This window comes from Emticicia soli (assembly GCF_037860775.1).
GTDB lineage: Bacteria > Bacteroidota > Bacteroidia > Cytophagales > Spirosomataceae > Emticicia > Emticicia soli.
Genome location: NZ_JBBEWC010000001.1, coordinates 209,039 through 225,784 on the forward strand (window position 1 = coordinate 209,039; position 16,746 = coordinate 225,784).

At 39.7% G+C, this 16,746-nt stretch carries 15 protein-coding genes; 10 read left to right on the forward strand and 5 right to left on the reverse strand.

The features are described from left to right. Positions 1-11: 11 nt before the first annotated feature. Positions 12-425, reverse strand: a complete 414-nt coding sequence (gene rpsL / locus WAE64_RS00980) for a 30S ribosomal protein S12 (RefSeq protein WP_116983627.1) — start codon at positions 423-425, stop codon at positions 12-14. A gap of 290 nt (positions 426-715) precedes the next feature. Between rpsL and WAE64_RS00985 the strand changes: the two genes are divergently transcribed. From WAE64_RS00985 to WAE64_RS01010, 6 genes are all read left to right on the forward strand, one after another. Continuing rightward, the gene (locus WAE64_RS00985; protein ID WP_340233459.1) at positions 716-1,582 is read left to right on the forward strand and encodes a ThuA domain-containing protein; all 867 of its coding nucleotides are present in this window, start codon (positions 716-718) and stop codon (positions 1,580-1,582) included. Positions 1,583-1,711: 129 nt separating this feature from the next. Beyond that, positions 1,712-4,870: a PVC-type heme-binding CxxCH protein gene (locus WAE64_RS00990; RefSeq protein WP_340233461.1), complete on the forward strand. Its 3,159-nt coding sequence runs from the start codon at positions 1,712-1,714 to the stop codon at positions 4,868-4,870. A 96-nt stretch (positions 4,871-4,966) separates the two neighbouring features. Next, positions 4,967-6,127, forward strand: coding sequence for a helix-turn-helix domain-containing protein (locus WAE64_RS00995; RefSeq protein ID WP_340233463.1), 1,161 nt, complete (start codon positions 4,967-4,969; stop codon positions 6,125-6,127). A 118-nt stretch (positions 6,128-6,245) separates the two neighbouring features. Then, on the forward strand, positions 6,246-7,412 hold the full coding sequence (locus WAE64_RS01000; protein ID WP_340233467.1) for an acyltransferase family protein: 1,167 nt from the start codon (positions 6,246-6,248) through the stop codon (positions 7,410-7,412). A 175-nt stretch (positions 7,413-7,587) separates the two neighbouring features. After that, on the forward strand, positions 7,588-8,088 hold the full coding sequence (locus WAE64_RS01005) for a redoxin family protein (protein ID WP_340233472.1): 501 nt from the start codon (positions 7,588-7,590) through the stop codon (positions 8,086-8,088). Between the two features lie 39 nt (positions 8,089-8,127). After that, entirely contained in the window at positions 8,128-8,742 is a 615-nt protein-coding gene (locus WAE64_RS01010; protein WP_340233474.1) for a thioredoxin family protein, read from the forward strand. Positions 8,743-8,827: 85 nt separating this feature from the next. Here the strand turns inward: WAE64_RS01010 and WAE64_RS01015 are convergent, their stop codons facing one another. After that, the gene (locus WAE64_RS01015) at positions 8,828-9,487 is read right to left on the reverse strand and encodes a 3-keto-disaccharide hydrolase (protein ID WP_340233476.1); all 660 of its coding nucleotides are present in this window, start codon (positions 9,485-9,487) and stop codon (positions 8,828-8,830) included. A gap of 52 nt (positions 9,488-9,539) precedes the next feature. Beyond that, positions 9,540-10,802, reverse strand: coding sequence for an acyltransferase family protein (locus WAE64_RS01020; protein ID WP_340233478.1), 1,263 nt, complete (start codon positions 10,800-10,802; stop codon positions 9,540-9,542). Between the two features lie 210 nt (positions 10,803-11,012). Between WAE64_RS01020 and gnd the strand changes: the two genes are divergently transcribed. Together gnd and WAE64_RS01030 are read left to right on the forward strand one after the other, a co-directional pair. Then, on the forward strand, positions 11,013-11,915 hold the full coding sequence (gnd, locus tag WAE64_RS01025; RefSeq protein ID WP_340233480.1) for a phosphogluconate dehydrogenase (NAD(+)-dependent, decarboxylating): 903 nt from the start codon (positions 11,013-11,015) through the stop codon (positions 11,913-11,915). Positions 11,916-11,922: 7 nt separating this feature from the next. After that, positions 11,923-13,368: a gluconokinase gene (locus tag WAE64_RS01030; protein WP_340233482.1), complete on the forward strand. Its 1,446-nt coding sequence runs from the start codon at positions 11,923-11,925 to the stop codon at positions 13,366-13,368. A 34-nt stretch (positions 13,369-13,402) separates the two neighbouring features. Here WAE64_RS01030 and WAE64_RS01035 read toward each other — a convergent pair whose 3' ends face one another. Continuing rightward, entirely contained in the window at positions 13,403-13,900 is a 498-nt protein-coding gene (locus tag WAE64_RS01035) for a GtrA family protein (protein ID WP_340233484.1), read from the reverse strand. A 366-nt stretch (positions 13,901-14,266) separates the two neighbouring features. Between WAE64_RS01035 and WAE64_RS01040 the strand changes: the two genes are divergently transcribed. After that, positions 14,267-14,629: a DoxX family protein gene (locus WAE64_RS01040; RefSeq protein WP_340233487.1), complete on the forward strand. Its 363-nt coding sequence runs from the start codon at positions 14,267-14,269 to the stop codon at positions 14,627-14,629. A gap of 98 nt (positions 14,630-14,727) precedes the next feature. On the opposite strand, the gene rlmN is transcribed toward WAE64_RS01040, so the two are convergent. Then, positions 14,728-15,777, reverse strand: a complete 1,050-nt coding sequence (rlmN, locus tag WAE64_RS01045; RefSeq protein WP_340233492.1) for a dual-specificity RNA methyltransferase RlmN — start codon at positions 15,775-15,777, stop codon at positions 14,728-14,730. A gap of 141 nt (positions 15,778-15,918) precedes the next feature. Here rlmN and WAE64_RS01050 point away from each other — a divergent pair, with 141 nt between their 5' ends. Further along, on the forward strand, positions 15,919-16,716 hold the full coding sequence (locus WAE64_RS01050; RefSeq protein ID WP_340233494.1) for an SDR family oxidoreductase: 798 nt from the start codon (positions 15,919-15,921) through the stop codon (positions 16,714-16,716). Positions 16,717-16,746 lie beyond the last annotated feature (30 nt).

Consider the following 16,746-nt stretch of genomic DNA (forward strand, 5'->3'; position numbering starts at 1 on the left):
CATGAATGCGATTATTTTTTCTTGCCGCCTTTTTGTGGAGCTGCAACCTGACCTGGTTTAGGACGTTTCGCACCATATTTCGAACGACTTTGTTTACGGTTGTTAACACCAGATGTATCTAGGGCTCCGCGAACAATGTGGTAACGCACACCTGGAAGGTCTTTAACACGACCACCACGAATCAATACGATTGAGTGCTCTTGTAGATTGTGGCCTTCACCCGGAATGTAGGCATTTACTTCTTTTGTGTTACTTAAGCGAACACGAGCTACTTTACGAAGCGCAGAGTTTGGTTTCTTTGGAGTCGTAGTGTAAACGCGAGTACACACGCCACGACGTTGTGGACATGAGTCTAACGCTGGAGACTTCGATTTCCAAGTCATTTGCTCTCTACCGTTTCTTACTAATTGCTGTATAGTAGGCATTTTGTTTTGAAAATTATTTTTCGTTTAGTTACTAATTTCCTAAATAGGGCTGCAAAGGTACGCACTTTTTTGAGAAAATAAAACAGTTTGCAATATTTTTAAGGCAAATGTGGCCTTATTATCAGCTAATTATCTATAAAACAGGCATTTTAAGGCTATTAGGCCAATCATTTTAATATCCTGCATCAATCAATGATATTACCTAAAATTATGTAAATTGCATACATTATTCAAACCCCGGAGCATGCATAACCATACTCCTTCTATAAACCTATAAACTTTCTCGTAACATGGCAAAGTCCATATTATCAACTTTTCTTTTGATTTTATTTATCCATATAACGATAAATGAATCATTCGCCCAATCAAAAAAAGCGCCTTTAGTTGTTTTTGTAACCGGCGACCACGAGTATAGTGGCGAACACACCCTTCCGCTTATTGCAGCAGAGTTAGAAAAAAACTATGGCTTCAGAACCAAAGTGCTAAAGGCATACCCCGACCAGAATGCTGAAAAGGATATTCCGGGTCTGGAAGCTCTGAAAGATGCAGATTTGGCCGTATTCTACCTACGTTGGCGACAATTGCCCAAAGACCAACTCGATTACATTGAAGCCTATCTGAAAACAGGTAAGCCAGTGATGGGTTTCCGGACAAGTACTCACTCTTTCAATTACCCGAAAGGGCATGAACTTGAAAAATGGAATGCCTTTGGTGAATTTGCCCTCAACTCGCCTCCGGGCTGGGGCGGTAAAGCAGCCCATACCCACTATGGCCACGAAAGCAGTACTGATGTAAGTATTATTCCGGCCGCAGCAAAACACCCGATTCTTACAGGTGTGGCACCAAGTTTCCATGCCCGATCATGGTTGTACAGAGTTTTACCCGACTACCCAACCAAAGGGTCAGAATGGCTATTAATGGGAAAATCGGTGAACCCCGATAAAGCAGCTATCGAAAATCCTGTGGCCTGGACGGGCACCAACTCTTTTGGCGGTAAGGTATTCATGACTACACTCGGCCACCCAGAAGATTTTCAGCTAGAAGCATTCCAACGTCTGGTAATAAATGCAATTCATTGGGAATTAGGCAAACCAGTACCTAAAAAATGGAAAGGGAAAATTGATATTAACGTACCTTACAGAGGCATGACCAAATGATATTGGTGTATTAAAATAGCTAAAATTGAAAACCTAGCAGACAACCCCACACCCTAAATCCCTCTCCCCACCGTTGGAGAAGAACTGGGAATGGGGTGTTTTCTACATAACACCTAATTTACTCTAATCATGAAAATAAATATCAAAATATTGGTTGTTTTATTTGTCCTGACAGTATTTGCTATCAGTTCGTTTCAAACTACCCCGCCACCAACACTGAGCATTCAGAAGGATTCACATATTGCATTAATAGGTGGCAATTTAGGCTCAAGAATGATGAATTACGGATTATTTGAAACCGAAATGCACGTTCGTTACCCCGATTATAACTTATATATACGTAATATGTGCGATGGTGGCGATACGCCGGGTTTCCGTCCACATGCCAGCCGTAATGCGCCTTGGGCTTTTCCGGGAGCAGAAAAATTTCAGACCGAATATGCCAAGCCTTCTAAAAGCGAGGGGCATTTCGATAGCCCTGACCAATGGCTTACCCGTTTGAAAACTGATGTTATTATTGCTTTTTTCGGATACAGTGAATCGTTTTTTGGTAAAGCAAAACTTGATACTTACAAAGCCGAATTAGATGCTTTTATCAAATACACGCTCAATCAGAAATACAACGGCAAAAGTGCTCCACAACTGGTAATTGTTTCACCCATTGCTTTCGAAGACCTTACAAGCAAATATGATTTACCCAATGGTGTGAAAGAAAACGCAAACCTGTTGTTATATACCAAGGCTATGAAAGAAGTAGCCGACCAGAATAATGTATTGTTTGTAGATGCGTTTACACCTTCTAAAAAATGGTATGATACTACAACAGAGTTCCTAACAATTGATGGCTCGCAACTCAATGAAAGAGGCTATAAAAAGCTGGCTGATTTATTGACAAATACTATTTTCGGGAAAGCCCCTGCGAAAGCCGAGGCTAACCGTAATATGATTTTGGCAGCAGTAAAGGAGAAAAACTGGATGTGGCACAACGACTACAAAATTCCGAACGGAGTACATGTGTATGGTCGTCGTTATAATCCGTTTGGCCCGGATAATTATCCTGCTGAAATCGAGAAGATTCGCCAAATGACCGATATTCGTGACAAAGCTGTCTGGTTGGCAGCAACAAAAGGCGAAAAAATGGATGTTGCAGCAGCCGATAAAGAAACCCGACAGCTACCTGCTGTAAAGACTAATTACAACCCCGAACAAAATGGCAGCTTACAGTACCTATATGGACAAGAGGCGCTGAGTAAACTCAAAGTACCGGAGGGATACAAAATTGAACTATTTGCCTCAGAACAGGAATTCCCTGATTTAGCAAAACCGATGCAGATGTCATTTGATAATAAGGGCCGCCTATGGGTAGCTGTAATGCCGAGTTATCCGCACTACAAACCGGGCGATACAAAACCAAACGACAAAATACTGATATTTGAGGATACTAATAACGATGGTAAAGCTGATAAACAAATTGTTTTTGCTGACAGTCTACATCTGCCTTTAGGATTCGAAATCACCCACGAAGGTGTTTTTGTTTCACAGGGTACAAACTTTAAGCTTTTAACAGATACCAACGGTGATGATAAAGCCGATAAAGAGGAAATTCTCCTAAGCGGATTCGATGACCACGATACACACCACAATAGCCATGCTTATACCGTTGACCCTTCGGGTGCTATTTACTCAGGTGAGGGCGTATTCTTGCATACCGATGTTGAAACTTCTTATGGTACTGTGCGTGCCACCAATGGTGGTTTTTACAGATACAGCCCACAATTGCGTAAATTAGAGCGTACGGCTCAATTATCAATTCCGAATCCTTGGGGAATTGCTTTTGATGAATGGGGACAACCGTTTTTTGCCGAAACCTCAAGCCCTGACGTACGGTGGATGATGCCCGGCACAGTACTGCCTCGCTATGGTGAATTTACGCATAAAAGCATGCAATTGATAGAAAAAGACCACATGGTGCGCCCAACTTCGGGCTTAGAGTTTGTTTCAAGCCGCCATTTTCCTGATGAAGTTCAAGGCGATTTACTAATAAACAATACTATTGGCTTTTTAGGCACCAAAATGCATAGTATGGTTGATGATGGCACCGGATACAAGAGCAAACACCGCATGGATTTAATAGTAAGCGACGACCGCAACTTCCGTCCTGTAGATATGGAATTTGCTCCTGATGGCTCACTTTATGTAATTGACTGGCATAATATACTTATTGGCCACATGCAACACAATGCCCGTGACCCACTCCGTGACCACATGCATGGGCGTGTTTATCGAATCACCTACCCATCAAGACCCTTAGTAACACCTGCCAAAGTAGCCGGCGCAAGTGTAGAAACTTTGTTAGATAATCTGAAACTACCTGAGTACCGTACACGCTACCGTACACGTCGTGAACTAAGAGGCCGAAGCGCAGCCGAGGTACTACCTAAAATTACTAAATGGGTAGCGGCCTTAGATAAAACCGACCCACGTTACGAACACCATGTGTTAGAAGCGCTATGGGTTAGCTGGGGGCTGAATAAAGTTGACCAGAAACTACTTCGCCAAATGCTGAAAGCCAAAGATTACCACGTAAGAGCAGCAGCCGTTGAAGTATTGCGCTTTACAGGCCATCAGGTGCCCGACCAAGCCGCATTATTGATGCAAGCCGTACGTGACGAAAACAGCAGAGTACGTTTAGATGCCATTGTGGCGGCCTCATGGATTGGTAAAGAAAAAGGCTTGCCGATTCTGGCAGAAGCCAAAAAGAAACCACTAGACGACTGGATGATTCATGCCTACGAAACAGCAGTGGCGCACCTGAGTGATATGCCTGTAAAAAAAGCAAAAGAAGTAGCTGAAAAATCAACTTTGAAAGGCACAGACCTTGAATTATTTAATATCGGTAAAGCTATTTATGCCAAAGAAGGATATTGCACAACTTGCCATCAGGCAGATGGAAAAGGGCTGACAGCCTCGGGTTTTCCTCCGCTAGCTGGTACGCCTTGGGTAGTAGGTAATGAAGAGCGTGCTATCAAAATTGTATTGAAAGGATTACTGGGACCAATAGAAGTAAACGGCAAAAAATATCCGGGACAAGTACCTATGACTCCGTTTGAAGGCTTATTAAACGATAAAGAAGTAGCCGCAGTATTAACTTATGTGCGTAACTCCTTTGGTAATAAAGCCCCTGCCATACAAGCAGATAAAGTAAAAGCAGTAAGGACAGCCTTGAAAAATCAGAAAGAGATTTATAATGCTTCAAAGCTACTGGCCGAACATCCCTTAGAAAAATAAAAGACGTCTGTCTTTATTACATTCTACCTCGGTAAATTTTATAAGATTTGCCGAGGTATTTTTTTTATTCGTAATTTGCTCTAAAAATCTGTCGGAATGTTGCCTTCTCTGCCAATAAAAATTGATTTATTCGCTATTATTATACTGCTAGGAGTAGTACAGGGCTTCTTTTTGGCTTTTTTCTTTCTTACTACCAAAAAAGGCAATAAGGTAGCACATCGGTACTTAGGTTTGTTTTTGTTTTCAATGGCTTTTGCCATTACCGAGGTTTTATTGGGCTATACAAATTACACCTTTCAGACGCTGTATCTGGTGGATATGGCTGAGCCACTTAATTTTACAGTTGCTCCGCTTTCATTTTTATATATCCAAACCTATATTACCGAGCGCTTTACTAAATCACAATTACTGCACTTTATTCCATTTTTTGCGTATCTTATCTATATGTCGGTCTTGTTTTATCCCCTACCCGACACCCATCATTATAACTCATATCTTTACGCCTTCCACCCCGAAATGACTAGAGTACATTGTGATTATACTGAAAAAGAGTGGTACTATTTCTTTAAACACCATGTGAATGATTTAATGTTTGCACACATGGTTGTATATACGTTGGCTAGCTTCTATATCGTTTTCAAAGCCTTTAAAAAAGAAGGCTTAAAACTTAGCTCTAATCAGCATACCAAGTTAAGCTGGGCGCGCAATCAGTCTGTTTCATTGGCTTCTATTGTTGTTATCTTTCTTGTTGTAAAACGCACTTTTATTCATGATTTAGGCGACCATATTCTGGCAGGACATATCACACTCATTATCTATGCCATTTCATTTTCGGTTATTAGCCGCTCAAAATTCTTTCATGATGAGCAACAGGTAAAGCCTACAAAGAAATACGAGAAATCATCGCTCACAAGCGATATTCAGGATAACACGCTTAGTAAACTAACCGAATTAATGGAAACCGAAAAGCCTTTTCTGAATGCTTCGTTTTCATTACCTACGCTTGCAAAAATGCTGGCAATTTCGCCACACCATCTTTCCCAGATTCTGAACGAAAAAATAGGGCAGAGTTTTTTCGACTACATCGCCGCTTATCGAATCAGAGAAGCTCAACAATTATTATCGTCTCCAGAAAATGCCCACATCAAAATTGAAGAAATTGCCGAAATGGTGGGTTATAATTCAAAGTCGGCCTTTAATACTTCTTTCAAAAAAATCGTTGGCCAAACGCCTTCACAGTTCAGAATACTCAAGTAAACGGCAATTCTTACGTTCTTTCTTATCGGCTCGAACGCCATGCTTATCGGCAAAGGCTTTTGTTGGCTACAGGTTCATCTACTTTTGTGGCATCATTTAAACAATAATGCACAAAATAATGGAACCTATTACTAAAACACCAGTTACACAGATTGCTACCTCAAAACGCCAGTATTATATAGACTGGATTCGGGTGTTGGCTTTCTGCATTCTTATTTTTTTCCATAGCGGTATGTTCTTTGTCAGTTGGGGCTGGCATGTAAAAAACAATGTCATTAACCATACAATGGAGTACCCGATGGAATGGCTGCACTTGTGGCGCTTACCCCTCCTATTCTTTATTTCGGGTGTTGGTGTGAGCTTTGCCATGAAATCTCGCACGGGTTGGCAGTTTATAGGCGAGCGTACCAAAAGATTATTACTTCCACTTGTATTTGGTATGTTTATTATTGTGCCACCTCAAATCTATTTTGAGCGCCTGCAAAGAGGGCAGTTCAGCGGCTCATATCTTGATTTTTATCACAACGTATTTCAGTTTATACCTTATCCAAAAGGAGATTTTTCTTGGCATCACTTGTGGTTTGTAGCCTATTTGTGGATTTTCTCTTTGCTGGCTACGCCCCTGTTTTTATGGCTAAAATCAGACAATGCGAAAAAGATGGTAGCAGTCGTGAAAAAGCAATTCTCAAATATCTTGGGGGTATTACTACTAAGTGTGATTCCGATGATAATTTATTGGACGCTTAAAGCAAAATGGCCTGTTGAAAACAACCTTATTTCTGATTGGTACAATTTTACCTTATCTTTTACTATCTTTATTTATGGTTATCTGATAGGCACAAATCAGAAAATATGGGATGTGATGGAGAAATACAGAGTTCCGCTTGGAGTTGTTGGAACGTTTATCTGTATATCCCGTATTTCGTTTGATGCCCTTGTGGGAAGTATTCCTGAAGAATTACCTTTTATGTCATTAATCAATGGGTTCCTGACCATGATTAGCCTCTGGACAACCATCCTGGCTATTTGTGGCTTTGCAAAGCATTACCTCAATTTCAAAAACAACTTCTTAACTTATAGCACCGAAGCCGTTTATCCGTTTTATATTTTGCATCAGACTATTACAGTAGCTATTGGCTTTCATATTGCTGACTGGGATTTGAATGTATGGCTAAAGCTAATTATACTATCGCTAGGTACATTTGCTTTTAGCTTATTTATCTATCATTTTCTTATTCGCCCGTTCAATTTTATGCGCTTATTGTTTGGTTTGAAAAGTAAATAGAATTCTTTAAAAAATATAGATAAAAAAACAAAAAAGGTTGCTCAGCTTATTTTTAGGGTTTAAATTTGTTGAGCACCTGTATTTTTGGTTTTAGCCTATTCGTTTCTACCCCAATAAAATATCTCAGATTTACCGACGTTTTTTCATTATAAATTCACTAGAAAACCCTTTTTCTATGCTGAAAAAAAATAAAAAAGTACGCCTATTTCTATTAGGTTTCTTTCTTTGCTCGGCTTATTGGGTATCGGCACAAAACGTGCAGGCTATTAAGTATCCGGCCTTAGAAAGGCTAATCAAATCATCGAACAATACAGTGTTGGTAGTTAATTTCTGGGCTACTTGGTGTAAGCCTTGTGTTGAAGAACTGCCCCACTTTGAAAAACTCAACACCAAATACGCCAATAAAAATGTAAAAGTAGTTTTGATTAACCTTGATGCCGCCGCCGACCTCAACACCAAAGTAAAGCCTTTTGTGGCAAAGAATAATATCAAATCAAGCACTTATCTTTTAGATGAACCCGATTATAATACCTGGATAGATTTGGTATCAGCCGATTGGTCAGGGTCTCTGCCATTTACCTTGATTGTTGGAGCAGACAATAAAACTCGAAAAATATTTGAAGAGCCACTTAACGAAACTCAACTGGAAAGTGCCCTAAAGCCTTTTCTGAATTGATAGATTCTTTATTTAATGTTTAACACAATTTTGAAATTTATGAAAAAAACAATTTTTCTTAGCATGGCCGGAGCACTCTTTTTTGTGCTTAGCAGTTTCATTCTACCAGCCGATGGCTATAAGGTAGGCGACAAAGTGATGGTTTTCAACCTGAAAAACATTGATAATAAAATGGTAGCTCTCGGGCAAGATGCCTCAGCCAAAGGATACATTATAGTATTTACCTGCAATACCTGCCCTGTAGCACAAGCTTACGAAGAACGTATGCTGGATTTAAACAAAACTTATGCGCCAAAAGGCTTTCCGGTTATTGCCATTAATGCCAATGATGAAAAGCGTTCGCCAGGCGATAGTTTTGCACAAATGAAAGAAAGAGCTAAAAGTAATAATTATGGCTTCCCATATTTGTTAGACGAAACGCAGGAAGTAGCTAAAACTTATGGAGCAAAAAGTACCCCGACGGTTTATTTGGTAAAACGTGAAGGTAATGATTTTGTACTGGCGTATCATGGCGCTATTGATAATAACTCAAACGATGCCTCAGCAGCTAATGTGCATTATGTAAAACAAGCCATTGATGCCCTATTAGCCAACAAGCCTGTGGAAATAACCTCAGCTAAAGCAATTGGTTGTGGTATTAAATGGAAAATGTAATAAGTACGTTTCAACGTATAAATCAAAAGAGGCTTAGAGCAGGTTTATCCACTTTAAGCCTCGTTGCTCTCTGAAAATATAATTCTTACAACTCTCTGATTCTCATGTTTCTGAATGAAACACTATCGCCGTGGTCTTGTAAGGCAATTTTGCCTTTTGCATGAGGTTTGGCATACTCCCACTCAGGGAATTTACTTTTAGCCACCATAGCTATCCAATCGGTGCTACCATATTCATATTCTACTACTTTTTCGCCATTCAGCCAATGTTCAACGTGGCCGTCTTTTACAATAATCTTGCCTTTGTTCCATTGTCCGGCTGGTTTCACAATCGTAAAATCTTTAGGCGGTTGCAAATCATAGTTAGCCGCTGTTTTCTGCGTGTCTTTCAGCTTTGCAGGGTAATTCTGGTCGTCGATAATCTGATATTCAGGCCCCGACATATAGCTGGCTTTTTGCTCAGGCGTTTCTATCACTTTATAAATTACACCACTATTACCTTTAGGTGCTGCTTTAAAGTCAAATTCAAGCTCAAAATTTTCATACTCTTTGTCCGTCACAATATCGCCGCTGCCGCCTTTAGTCATTAAAATGCCATCTTTTACTTCCCAGCCCTTTACTTCTGTAGAGTGCCAGTTATGCCAGCCTTTTGTGGTTTTGCCATCGAATATTTTTATCCATTTTCCTTTTTGTGCCGAAGCATCTATGGCACAAATAGCTAACGCAAGAATCAATATTTTTTTCATTGTAAATAAGAAGGTTGATATACGGTGAAAATTATGGTACTAAGAAACGAAATTAAACTTTAAAAATCAGTTTTCGTCGGTAAAAATAAAGCAGAATAACAAACCATATTAATAAGTAAACCAAAGCCCCCGCCAATGAAGCATTTTTAGGTTCGCTAAAGAATGGAACAATGCCATATTGATAAAGCCACTCTGTTAAACCCATGCTACCTGCTGCATCACCTACCGGAATTTGAATCATATTCAGTACACGGGGAATAATGCCCGAAAAGAAAAACACAACCATCGGGTTTACACCAAAAATCACAAAGGGTTTAGTCCAGAAATCGAAACGAATCACATCTATCAGAAAATACAATATGCCCAGTAGTAATAATGCCCAACCAGCGGTGTATAATACAAAGGTGCTTGTCCAGAGTGCTTTGTTTATTGGAAACACCAATCCCCAGATAAAGCCTAGAGCAACGCCAGCCACGCCTGCACCAATCAGGTAAACAGGCTTCTTATTTTTATCCGTTTTATTAGTCAAAAATGTACCGGTGAGTAAGCCCGCAATACCCGTTGCAATGGCAGGAAAAGTGCTGAGAAGACCCTCGGGGTCCCAGATTTTAGAAGTAGCCCATAGGTGTCCGGGCAATAAATAGTTATCGAGCCAAGCGGCCAGATTCGTGCCTTTTTCTACATTAGCTTCTCCAAAGCCAGGCACAGGTACGAGGGTCATAAGTGCCCAATAGCCAAACAAACACACCAGGCCGATAACAATCTGGGTAGTGGTATTGGTAGTAGCATACAAAATAGATATTATCAAGTACACAACAGCAATACGCTGCAATACGCCCGGAATACGAACATTCTTGAAGTTGTCAAGCCCGAATGCCATAGCAAGCATTAAAACAAATAAGCCAATGGCTATAAAAAACTGTTTTCGTTTATCATAGTCGCCCAATAAAGCCATTGTAATAAGAACCGTGAAAACCAGACGAATGAGCATCAACGGGACACCGTCTAAAGAACCTATATGTATCTTGGAAAAGAAATTCAGAAATAAACCTAACAGAAAAATCCGTAGCGTTCGGGTTATGATACGTTCAAAAGTAGATGCATCAAATCTTTTGATAGGCATTGATAGTACCGCCGAAATACCAACTACGAACAAAAAGAAAGGAAACACCAAATCGGTAGGTGTACAGCCATGCCATTCGGCGTGCTCAAGTGGTGAATAAAGATTGCCCCAATCGCCGGGATTATTTACAATAGTCATAAGCATGATGGTCATGCCTCTAAAAACATCAAGCGACGTAAGGCGTTGTTTCATAGGTATTGGGTTTTATTGCGTGGCAATTTAATGAATATCTGGCTGATTTTCTTGCAAATACTTCGGTTTATGCTTTCTGCTTCTTTCAAACAAATAAATTTTTGTAGATTTGGTACAACAGAAGTAAACCTATGATTGGCGCTTATCAAGCTAATTTTATTCTTTAAAAATATTTCTTTCATTAAAACCTACCCTATCGGGGCTTTTTGTATGCAAATCGGAATTGTTGGGCTCGGCAAAATGGGCTATAATCTGGCACTTAATTTACGTAATCATAACTACGAGGTAGTAGCACAAGACGTTAACGCCGAATCGGTGATAAAAATCGGCGAAGAAGGAGGAATCACACCTGCCAATACATTGAAAGAATTGTGCGAAAAACTGACAGGCAGAAGAGTTATCTGGTTGATGGTTCCGGCAGGAGGAATAGTAGACAGCGTAATTGAAGAATTATTAAACTATCTATCACCAAACGACATTGTGATTGACGGTGGTAACTCTCATTTTAAAGAATCGGTAAGACGTTACAATTACCTGAAATCTAAACAAATCGATTATCTGGATTGTGGTACAAGCGGCGGTACAAGCGGCGCATTGCACGGGGCCTGCACTATGATAGGTGGCGACAAAGAAACATTTAGCTATGTAGAAAGCGTATTTAAAAATATTTCATTAGAAAACGGTTATCTCTACACGGGTGCTTCAGGAAGCGGACACTTTGTAAAAATGGTACATAATGGTATTGAATACGGCATGATGCAAGCCATTGCCGAAGGTTTTGAAGTTTTTGAAAGCTCTGAATACGATATAAATTTTGAAGCTGTAGCCAAGCTCTTTAACAATGGCTCGGTTGTAAGAAGCTGGTTGATGGAGTTAACTGAAAACGCTTTCAGAAAAGACCCACATCTTGATGCCATAAAAGGAATTATGCACTCATCAGGCGAAGGTAAATGGACTCTCGAAACAGCACTTGATTTGGGCGTACCTACACCTGTAATTGCTTTATCTTTATTGATGCGTTATCGCTCACAAAAAGAGGATACTTTCTCGGGCAAAGTAGTAGCAGCATTGAGAAATGAATTTGGCGGACACGCAGTAGAAAAAGCGAACTAGGATTTTCATGGCAGATGTACTATATGACTATTTTGTAGGTATCGATATAGGTACTACTACTACCAAAGCTGTTGCTTTTGATATAAATGGCAATGTTTTGAGGCAGTTTAGCAGTGGTTATGGTATGACCCACCCACAAGCTAACTGGAGTGAGCAAAACCCGGAAGAAATATATCAGGCTTTTGAAAAAGCCTTACATGTAATTGTGCCACCATCAGTTGCCGATAAAAGTATTGTATCTTTTTCGTCGGCCATGCATGGGTTGATTGCCATAGATGAAACAGGCAAGCCACTTACAAATCTGATTCTCTGGGCCGATAACAGAGCAACTGATATAGCCAACAGGCTAAAATCTACTGATTTAGGCCAAGAAATATATCATCGCACAGGTATTCCAATCCATCCGTTTTCTGTTTTTAGTAAAATTTTGTGGCTTAAAGAAAACGAGCCTGAGATTTTCAGTAAAACCCACAAGTTTATCGGCATAAAAGAATACCTATGGTTCAGGTTATTTGGTGAGTACACCATCGATTACTCTTTGGCCTCAGGCAGTGGTTTATTCAATTTCAGAGAAGAGAAATGGGATAAACTGGTGCTCGAAACGCTGGGAATAAGAGAAGAACAGTTACCTCAGCTTGTTTCTACTACGCATATACAGCAAAATACTAGCAACATCAAACTACCTTTAGTAAACTATGTGATTGGCGCAGGCGATGGCCCATTAGCTAATTTAGGCTCGGGTGCTATGAAGCCGGGTCAGATGGCCTTTACTATGGGTACAAGTGGGGCTGTAAGAATGTGCGTAACCCAGCCCTACACCGACCCAAAGATGCGTACTTTCAACTTTTTTCTTTTCGAAAACCAGTACATTATCGGTGGCGCTACAAACAATGGCGGTATAGTATTGCAATGGATGGAAGAAAAGATTTTGGGTTCGAAAAACTCTATTGCAAAACTGATAGAAGAAGCGCAAAATTTAGAAATAGGAAGCGAGAATCTTTTGTTTCTACCTTATATATTAGGCGAACGTGCTCCTGTATGGAATGCTGAAGCGAGAGGTGTTTTCTTTGGCCTGAGCATTACACATACCCAAGCACACATGGTGAGGGCTGTAATGGAGGGCTTAATTCTGAATATGTATTCGATTGGCAAGATATTGATGGAGCAACAGAATATCAATGAAATATATGCCAGCGGAGGTTTTGCTAAAAGTGATTTCTGGTTACAATTGGTAGCTGATATTTTTCAGAAAAAAGTGGTTATCTGCGAAACCGTAGAAGGCTCGGCCTGGGGTGCGGCCCTAGTGGCCATGAAAGCCCTGAATATGCAAGAAGCTAATTATGAAGTGGTAAAAGGAAAAGTTTTTTTGCCAGACCAATCAGTAGCCGAACGCTATAAGCGACTTCATGAGAAATTTGAAAGGCTTTACGATAAGCTGAAAGATGAATTTTAAATCTGTGGGGCGAAGTTATACTTCGCCTTTTTTATTAGTTCTTCTGAAAGAACAATTTGAAGTTGTGATAAATACCTGTTCTCTTGAAAGTAAAGTGCTTGTGCGAAAAGAAGTTTACGACGAAACTCATGCCCATACCAAAAAAGTGAGAAATCAACTCAGATATATCGATGCTTTTGCCAAATATAAGCTGCTCTCCATCTAAAAAAGCCCATTGGTCTAAAACAAGTTTGCAGTAATAAGCACCTTTTACGGTAATAAGCCCCGAGATAAAAGAAACCAGTAAAAACTTAAGCCCTTCTCTGAAAGAGTTTTTTGAATGACGCTGGTTAAAAGCAAAAAACTTAGTAAGAAAAAAGCCTATAATAAATGCAATTGTATAACCCGTAGTGATTGAAAGTTGAAACGAAAACCCAAAGTGATTTTGTGTAATAGAACTTACTATAAGCTGTATCATAACGCCCGAGGAGGCGATTAAGAAATAAGAAATAAGTTCTTTATATTTAGCCCATTTGCCCTCTAATTTTATCACAATTATATCTTTGGTTTTAGTTAACTCATTCTAATCATATTATTAGAACGCCAAAATTAGGAAAAATTTATTAGTGGGCATATTAATTTATTTGGGCGGCAAGACTCTGGCTTACTGCTCAAACCTTAAAATCAATATCAACAACTTCTAAAATCAGCCCTTTTGAGAGCCTTTTTTTCTTTATCAAAAGCATTATATATAATATAAGTAATGCTGTTTACCATATAAGGAACCTGTTTAAACTTTAAAGCAAGATTCGGTAAATACCAGTGGGCTATTTTTTTCAAAAAAACTGAAACATTGCTGACATACTGTTGTCAATAGGTAGCTATACCTTTGTTAAGGAAACAATAAATAACCTTAATTATGGAACTACTAACAACTCTTCTATGGATTCTGGTGGCGCTTTTTGTTGCACCTACTTTTTATTACGGTTATGTAAAAATGATTGCAGAACCGGCTAAAATCAGAAAATTCGCAGCGTGGGGGTATTCGATAAAAATAATGCAGGTAATAGGCGTAGTTGAAATTGTTGGGGCGGTTTCTATCCTTTTCCCTGAGCTTCGTTTGTTTGGCATTGCCATCTGGACGGTCGTATTAACAGCATCTGTTTTTTCTAATATGATTCACCGTGAGTCAAAAAAAGAAATACTAACATCTCTCACCATTTTGTTACACCTGATGCTTATTCTAGCCTTAACCATCTGGCTCAATAATGCCATCAGATAAAATATTTGCGCTACCTTATTCTATACATCTTTGTTTAAAAGCTATACCTACTCTACAAAAAGAGGTGCCTCGCAAGGGCACCTCTAATCTAACAAACCTTAAGCGGCAACGGTAGGCTCTTTAATAGCCAATTGCCCACAGGCAGCATCAATGTCTTTCCCTCTACTTCTCCGCACATTTACTATCACACCTTTATCTTCCAGAAACTTGGCAAACTTGCTAAGTTTGTCTTCTGAGGTGTTAATGAAATCGGCCTCAGCAATTGGGTTATATTCTATTATATTTACTTTGGCTGGTACTTTTTTGGTAAACTCCCACAGCTCTTTTGCATCCTGCAACGAATCGTTGAAATCGTTGAAAACGATGTATTCAAAAGTAATACGGTTACCAGTCTTTTTGTAGAAATAATTGAGCGCAGTTGCCAGGTTTTTCAACGAGTTGGTTTCGTTGATAGGCATAATCTCATTGCGTTTTACATCGTTTGCCGCATGAAGCGATAGTGCCAGGTTAAACTTCACTCCGTCGTCACCCAACTTCTGAATCATTTTGGCAATACCTGCTGTACTTACAGTAATACGTTTTGGCGACCAGCCTAGGCCATCAGGAGAAGTAATTTTCTCAATCGACTCCAACATACCTGCATAATTAAGCAATGGCTCGCCCATGCCCATATATACTATATTAGTAAGCGGTGCTTGGTAATGCTGCTCGGCTTGTTCTTTTATTAACACTACCTGGTCGTAAATCTCGGCGGCATCAAGGTTTCGTTTACGTGGCATATAGCCTGTAGCACAAAACTTACAAGTAAGCGAACAACCTACTTGCGACGACACACAGGCGGTCATACGGTCGTCGGCAGGAATCAACACTCCCTCAACCAGATTTCCGTCGAACAACTTGAAACCTGACTTGATTGTTTTATCGTTAGATACTTGTTTTCTTAGTACAGATACCGCTTTTATTTCGAAGTGCTCTTTTAGCAAATCTCTTGTTTTAAATGAAAGGTTTGTCATTTCATCAAAACTCCTTGCTGATTTTTTCCAGAGCCACTCTGAAATCTGTTTTGCCCGAAAACCCTGCTCCCCATTGGTCGAAAGCCATGTTTTGAGTTGGTCGGCAGAAAGCTTTCTTATATCTTGTTTTTCCATATTTTCTTCAACTATTTTGCAAAGTTCTGAAATATTTAGGGCTTTTACCAAAATATAGTGAATTATCATGGTAAAACCCTAGTTTATCTAAACAAGAATGATTGAATAGAAGTTTAAGACGCTTGAAATAATTACATAAAAATGAAAAGATTTTCGAATAAGGTTGTCTGGATTACGGGTGCTTCCTCAGGTATTGGCGAAGCCACAGTTTATGAATTTGCTAAAGAAGGCGCCAAGCTTGTTATTTCGGCCCGACGAGAAGATGAACTGCAAAGAGTAAAGAAAAACACTAACCTGCCCGATGCCGATGTACTTGTGCTACCCTTAGACTCGGAAAAACCAGAAGAGTTTCCGGCAAAAGTAAAAGAAGTACTTAAGCATTTTGATACCATAGATGTATTGTTTAATAATGCTGGTATATCGCAACGAAGCTCGGTAATGGAAAGCGATATGGAAGTGTATCATAAAATTATGGACATCAATTTCTTTGGTGTAGTGGCATTAACTAAAGCAGTGCTACCTGTTATGTTGAAACAAAAAAGCGGGCATATTGCCGTTACGAGTAGTATATCTGGTAAACTAGGCACACCTATGCGCTCTGGCTATTGTGCAACCAAACACGCCCTTCATGGTTTCTTCGATTCATTAAGAAGCGAGGTCTGGAAAGAAAACGTAGGTGTTACAATTGTGTGCCCCGGCTATATCCATACCAATATCTCAATTAATGCTATTGCAGGCGATGGAAGTAAGCATGGCAAGATGGATCAGAATCAGGCAAGCGGCATATCTGCAGAAGATTGTGCGGCCAGTATTGTAAGCGCTATTTATAAAGGTAAAGAAGAAATATACATTGGCCGCAAAGAAGTTTTAGGCGTATACCTTAAACGTTTTTTTCCAGGCATACTTTCTAGAATATTGCGAAACCAAGCGCCCAAATAATATTCTACCAAAATAAGTTTTTACAGAATT

Excerpts from the sequence above, each read along its gene's own strand:
- rpsL (WP_116983627.1), bottom strand. The coding sequence starts at position 425 with ATGCCTACTATACAGCAATTAGTAAGAAACGGTAGAGAGCAAATGACT.
- WAE64_RS00985 (WP_340233459.1), top strand. The coding sequence starts at position 716 with ATGGCAAAGTCCATATTATCAACTTTTCTTTTGATTTTATTTATCCAT.
- WAE64_RS00990 (WP_340233461.1), top strand. The coding sequence starts at position 1,712 with ATGAAAATAAATATCAAAATATTGGTTGTTTTATTTGTCCTGACAGTA.
- WAE64_RS00995 (WP_340233463.1), top strand. The coding sequence starts at position 4,967 with ATGTTGCCTTCTCTGCCAATAAAAATTGATTTATTCGCTATTATTATA.
- WAE64_RS01000 (WP_340233467.1), top strand. The coding sequence starts at position 6,246 with ATGGAACCTATTACTAAAACACCAGTTACACAGATTGCTACCTCAAAA.
- WAE64_RS01005 (WP_340233472.1), top strand. The coding sequence starts at position 7,588 with ATGCTGAAAAAAAATAAAAAAGTACGCCTATTTCTATTAGGTTTCTTT.
- WAE64_RS01010 (WP_340233474.1), top strand. The coding sequence starts at position 8,128 with ATGAAAAAAACAATTTTTCTTAGCATGGCCGGAGCACTCTTTTTTGTG.
- WAE64_RS01015 (WP_340233476.1), bottom strand. The coding sequence starts at position 9,487 with ATGAAAAAAATATTGATTCTTGCGTTAGCTATTTGTGCCATAGATGCT.
- WAE64_RS01020 (WP_340233478.1), bottom strand. The coding sequence starts at position 10,802 with ATGAAACAACGCCTTACGTCGCTTGATGTTTTTAGAGGCATGACCATC.
- gnd (WP_340233480.1), top strand. The coding sequence starts at position 11,013 with ATGCAAATCGGAATTGTTGGGCTCGGCAAAATGGGCTATAATCTGGCA.
- WAE64_RS01030 (WP_340233482.1), top strand. The coding sequence starts at position 11,923 with ATGGCAGATGTACTATATGACTATTTTGTAGGTATCGATATAGGTACT.
- WAE64_RS01040 (WP_340233487.1), top strand. The coding sequence starts at position 14,267 with ATGGAACTACTAACAACTCTTCTATGGATTCTGGTGGCGCTTTTTGTT.
- rlmN (WP_340233492.1), bottom strand. The coding sequence starts at position 15,777 with ATGGAAAAACAAGATATAAGAAAGCTTTCTGCCGACCAACTCAAAACA.
- WAE64_RS01050 (WP_340233494.1), top strand. The coding sequence starts at position 15,919 with ATGAAAAGATTTTCGAATAAGGTTGTCTGGATTACGGGTGCTTCCTCA.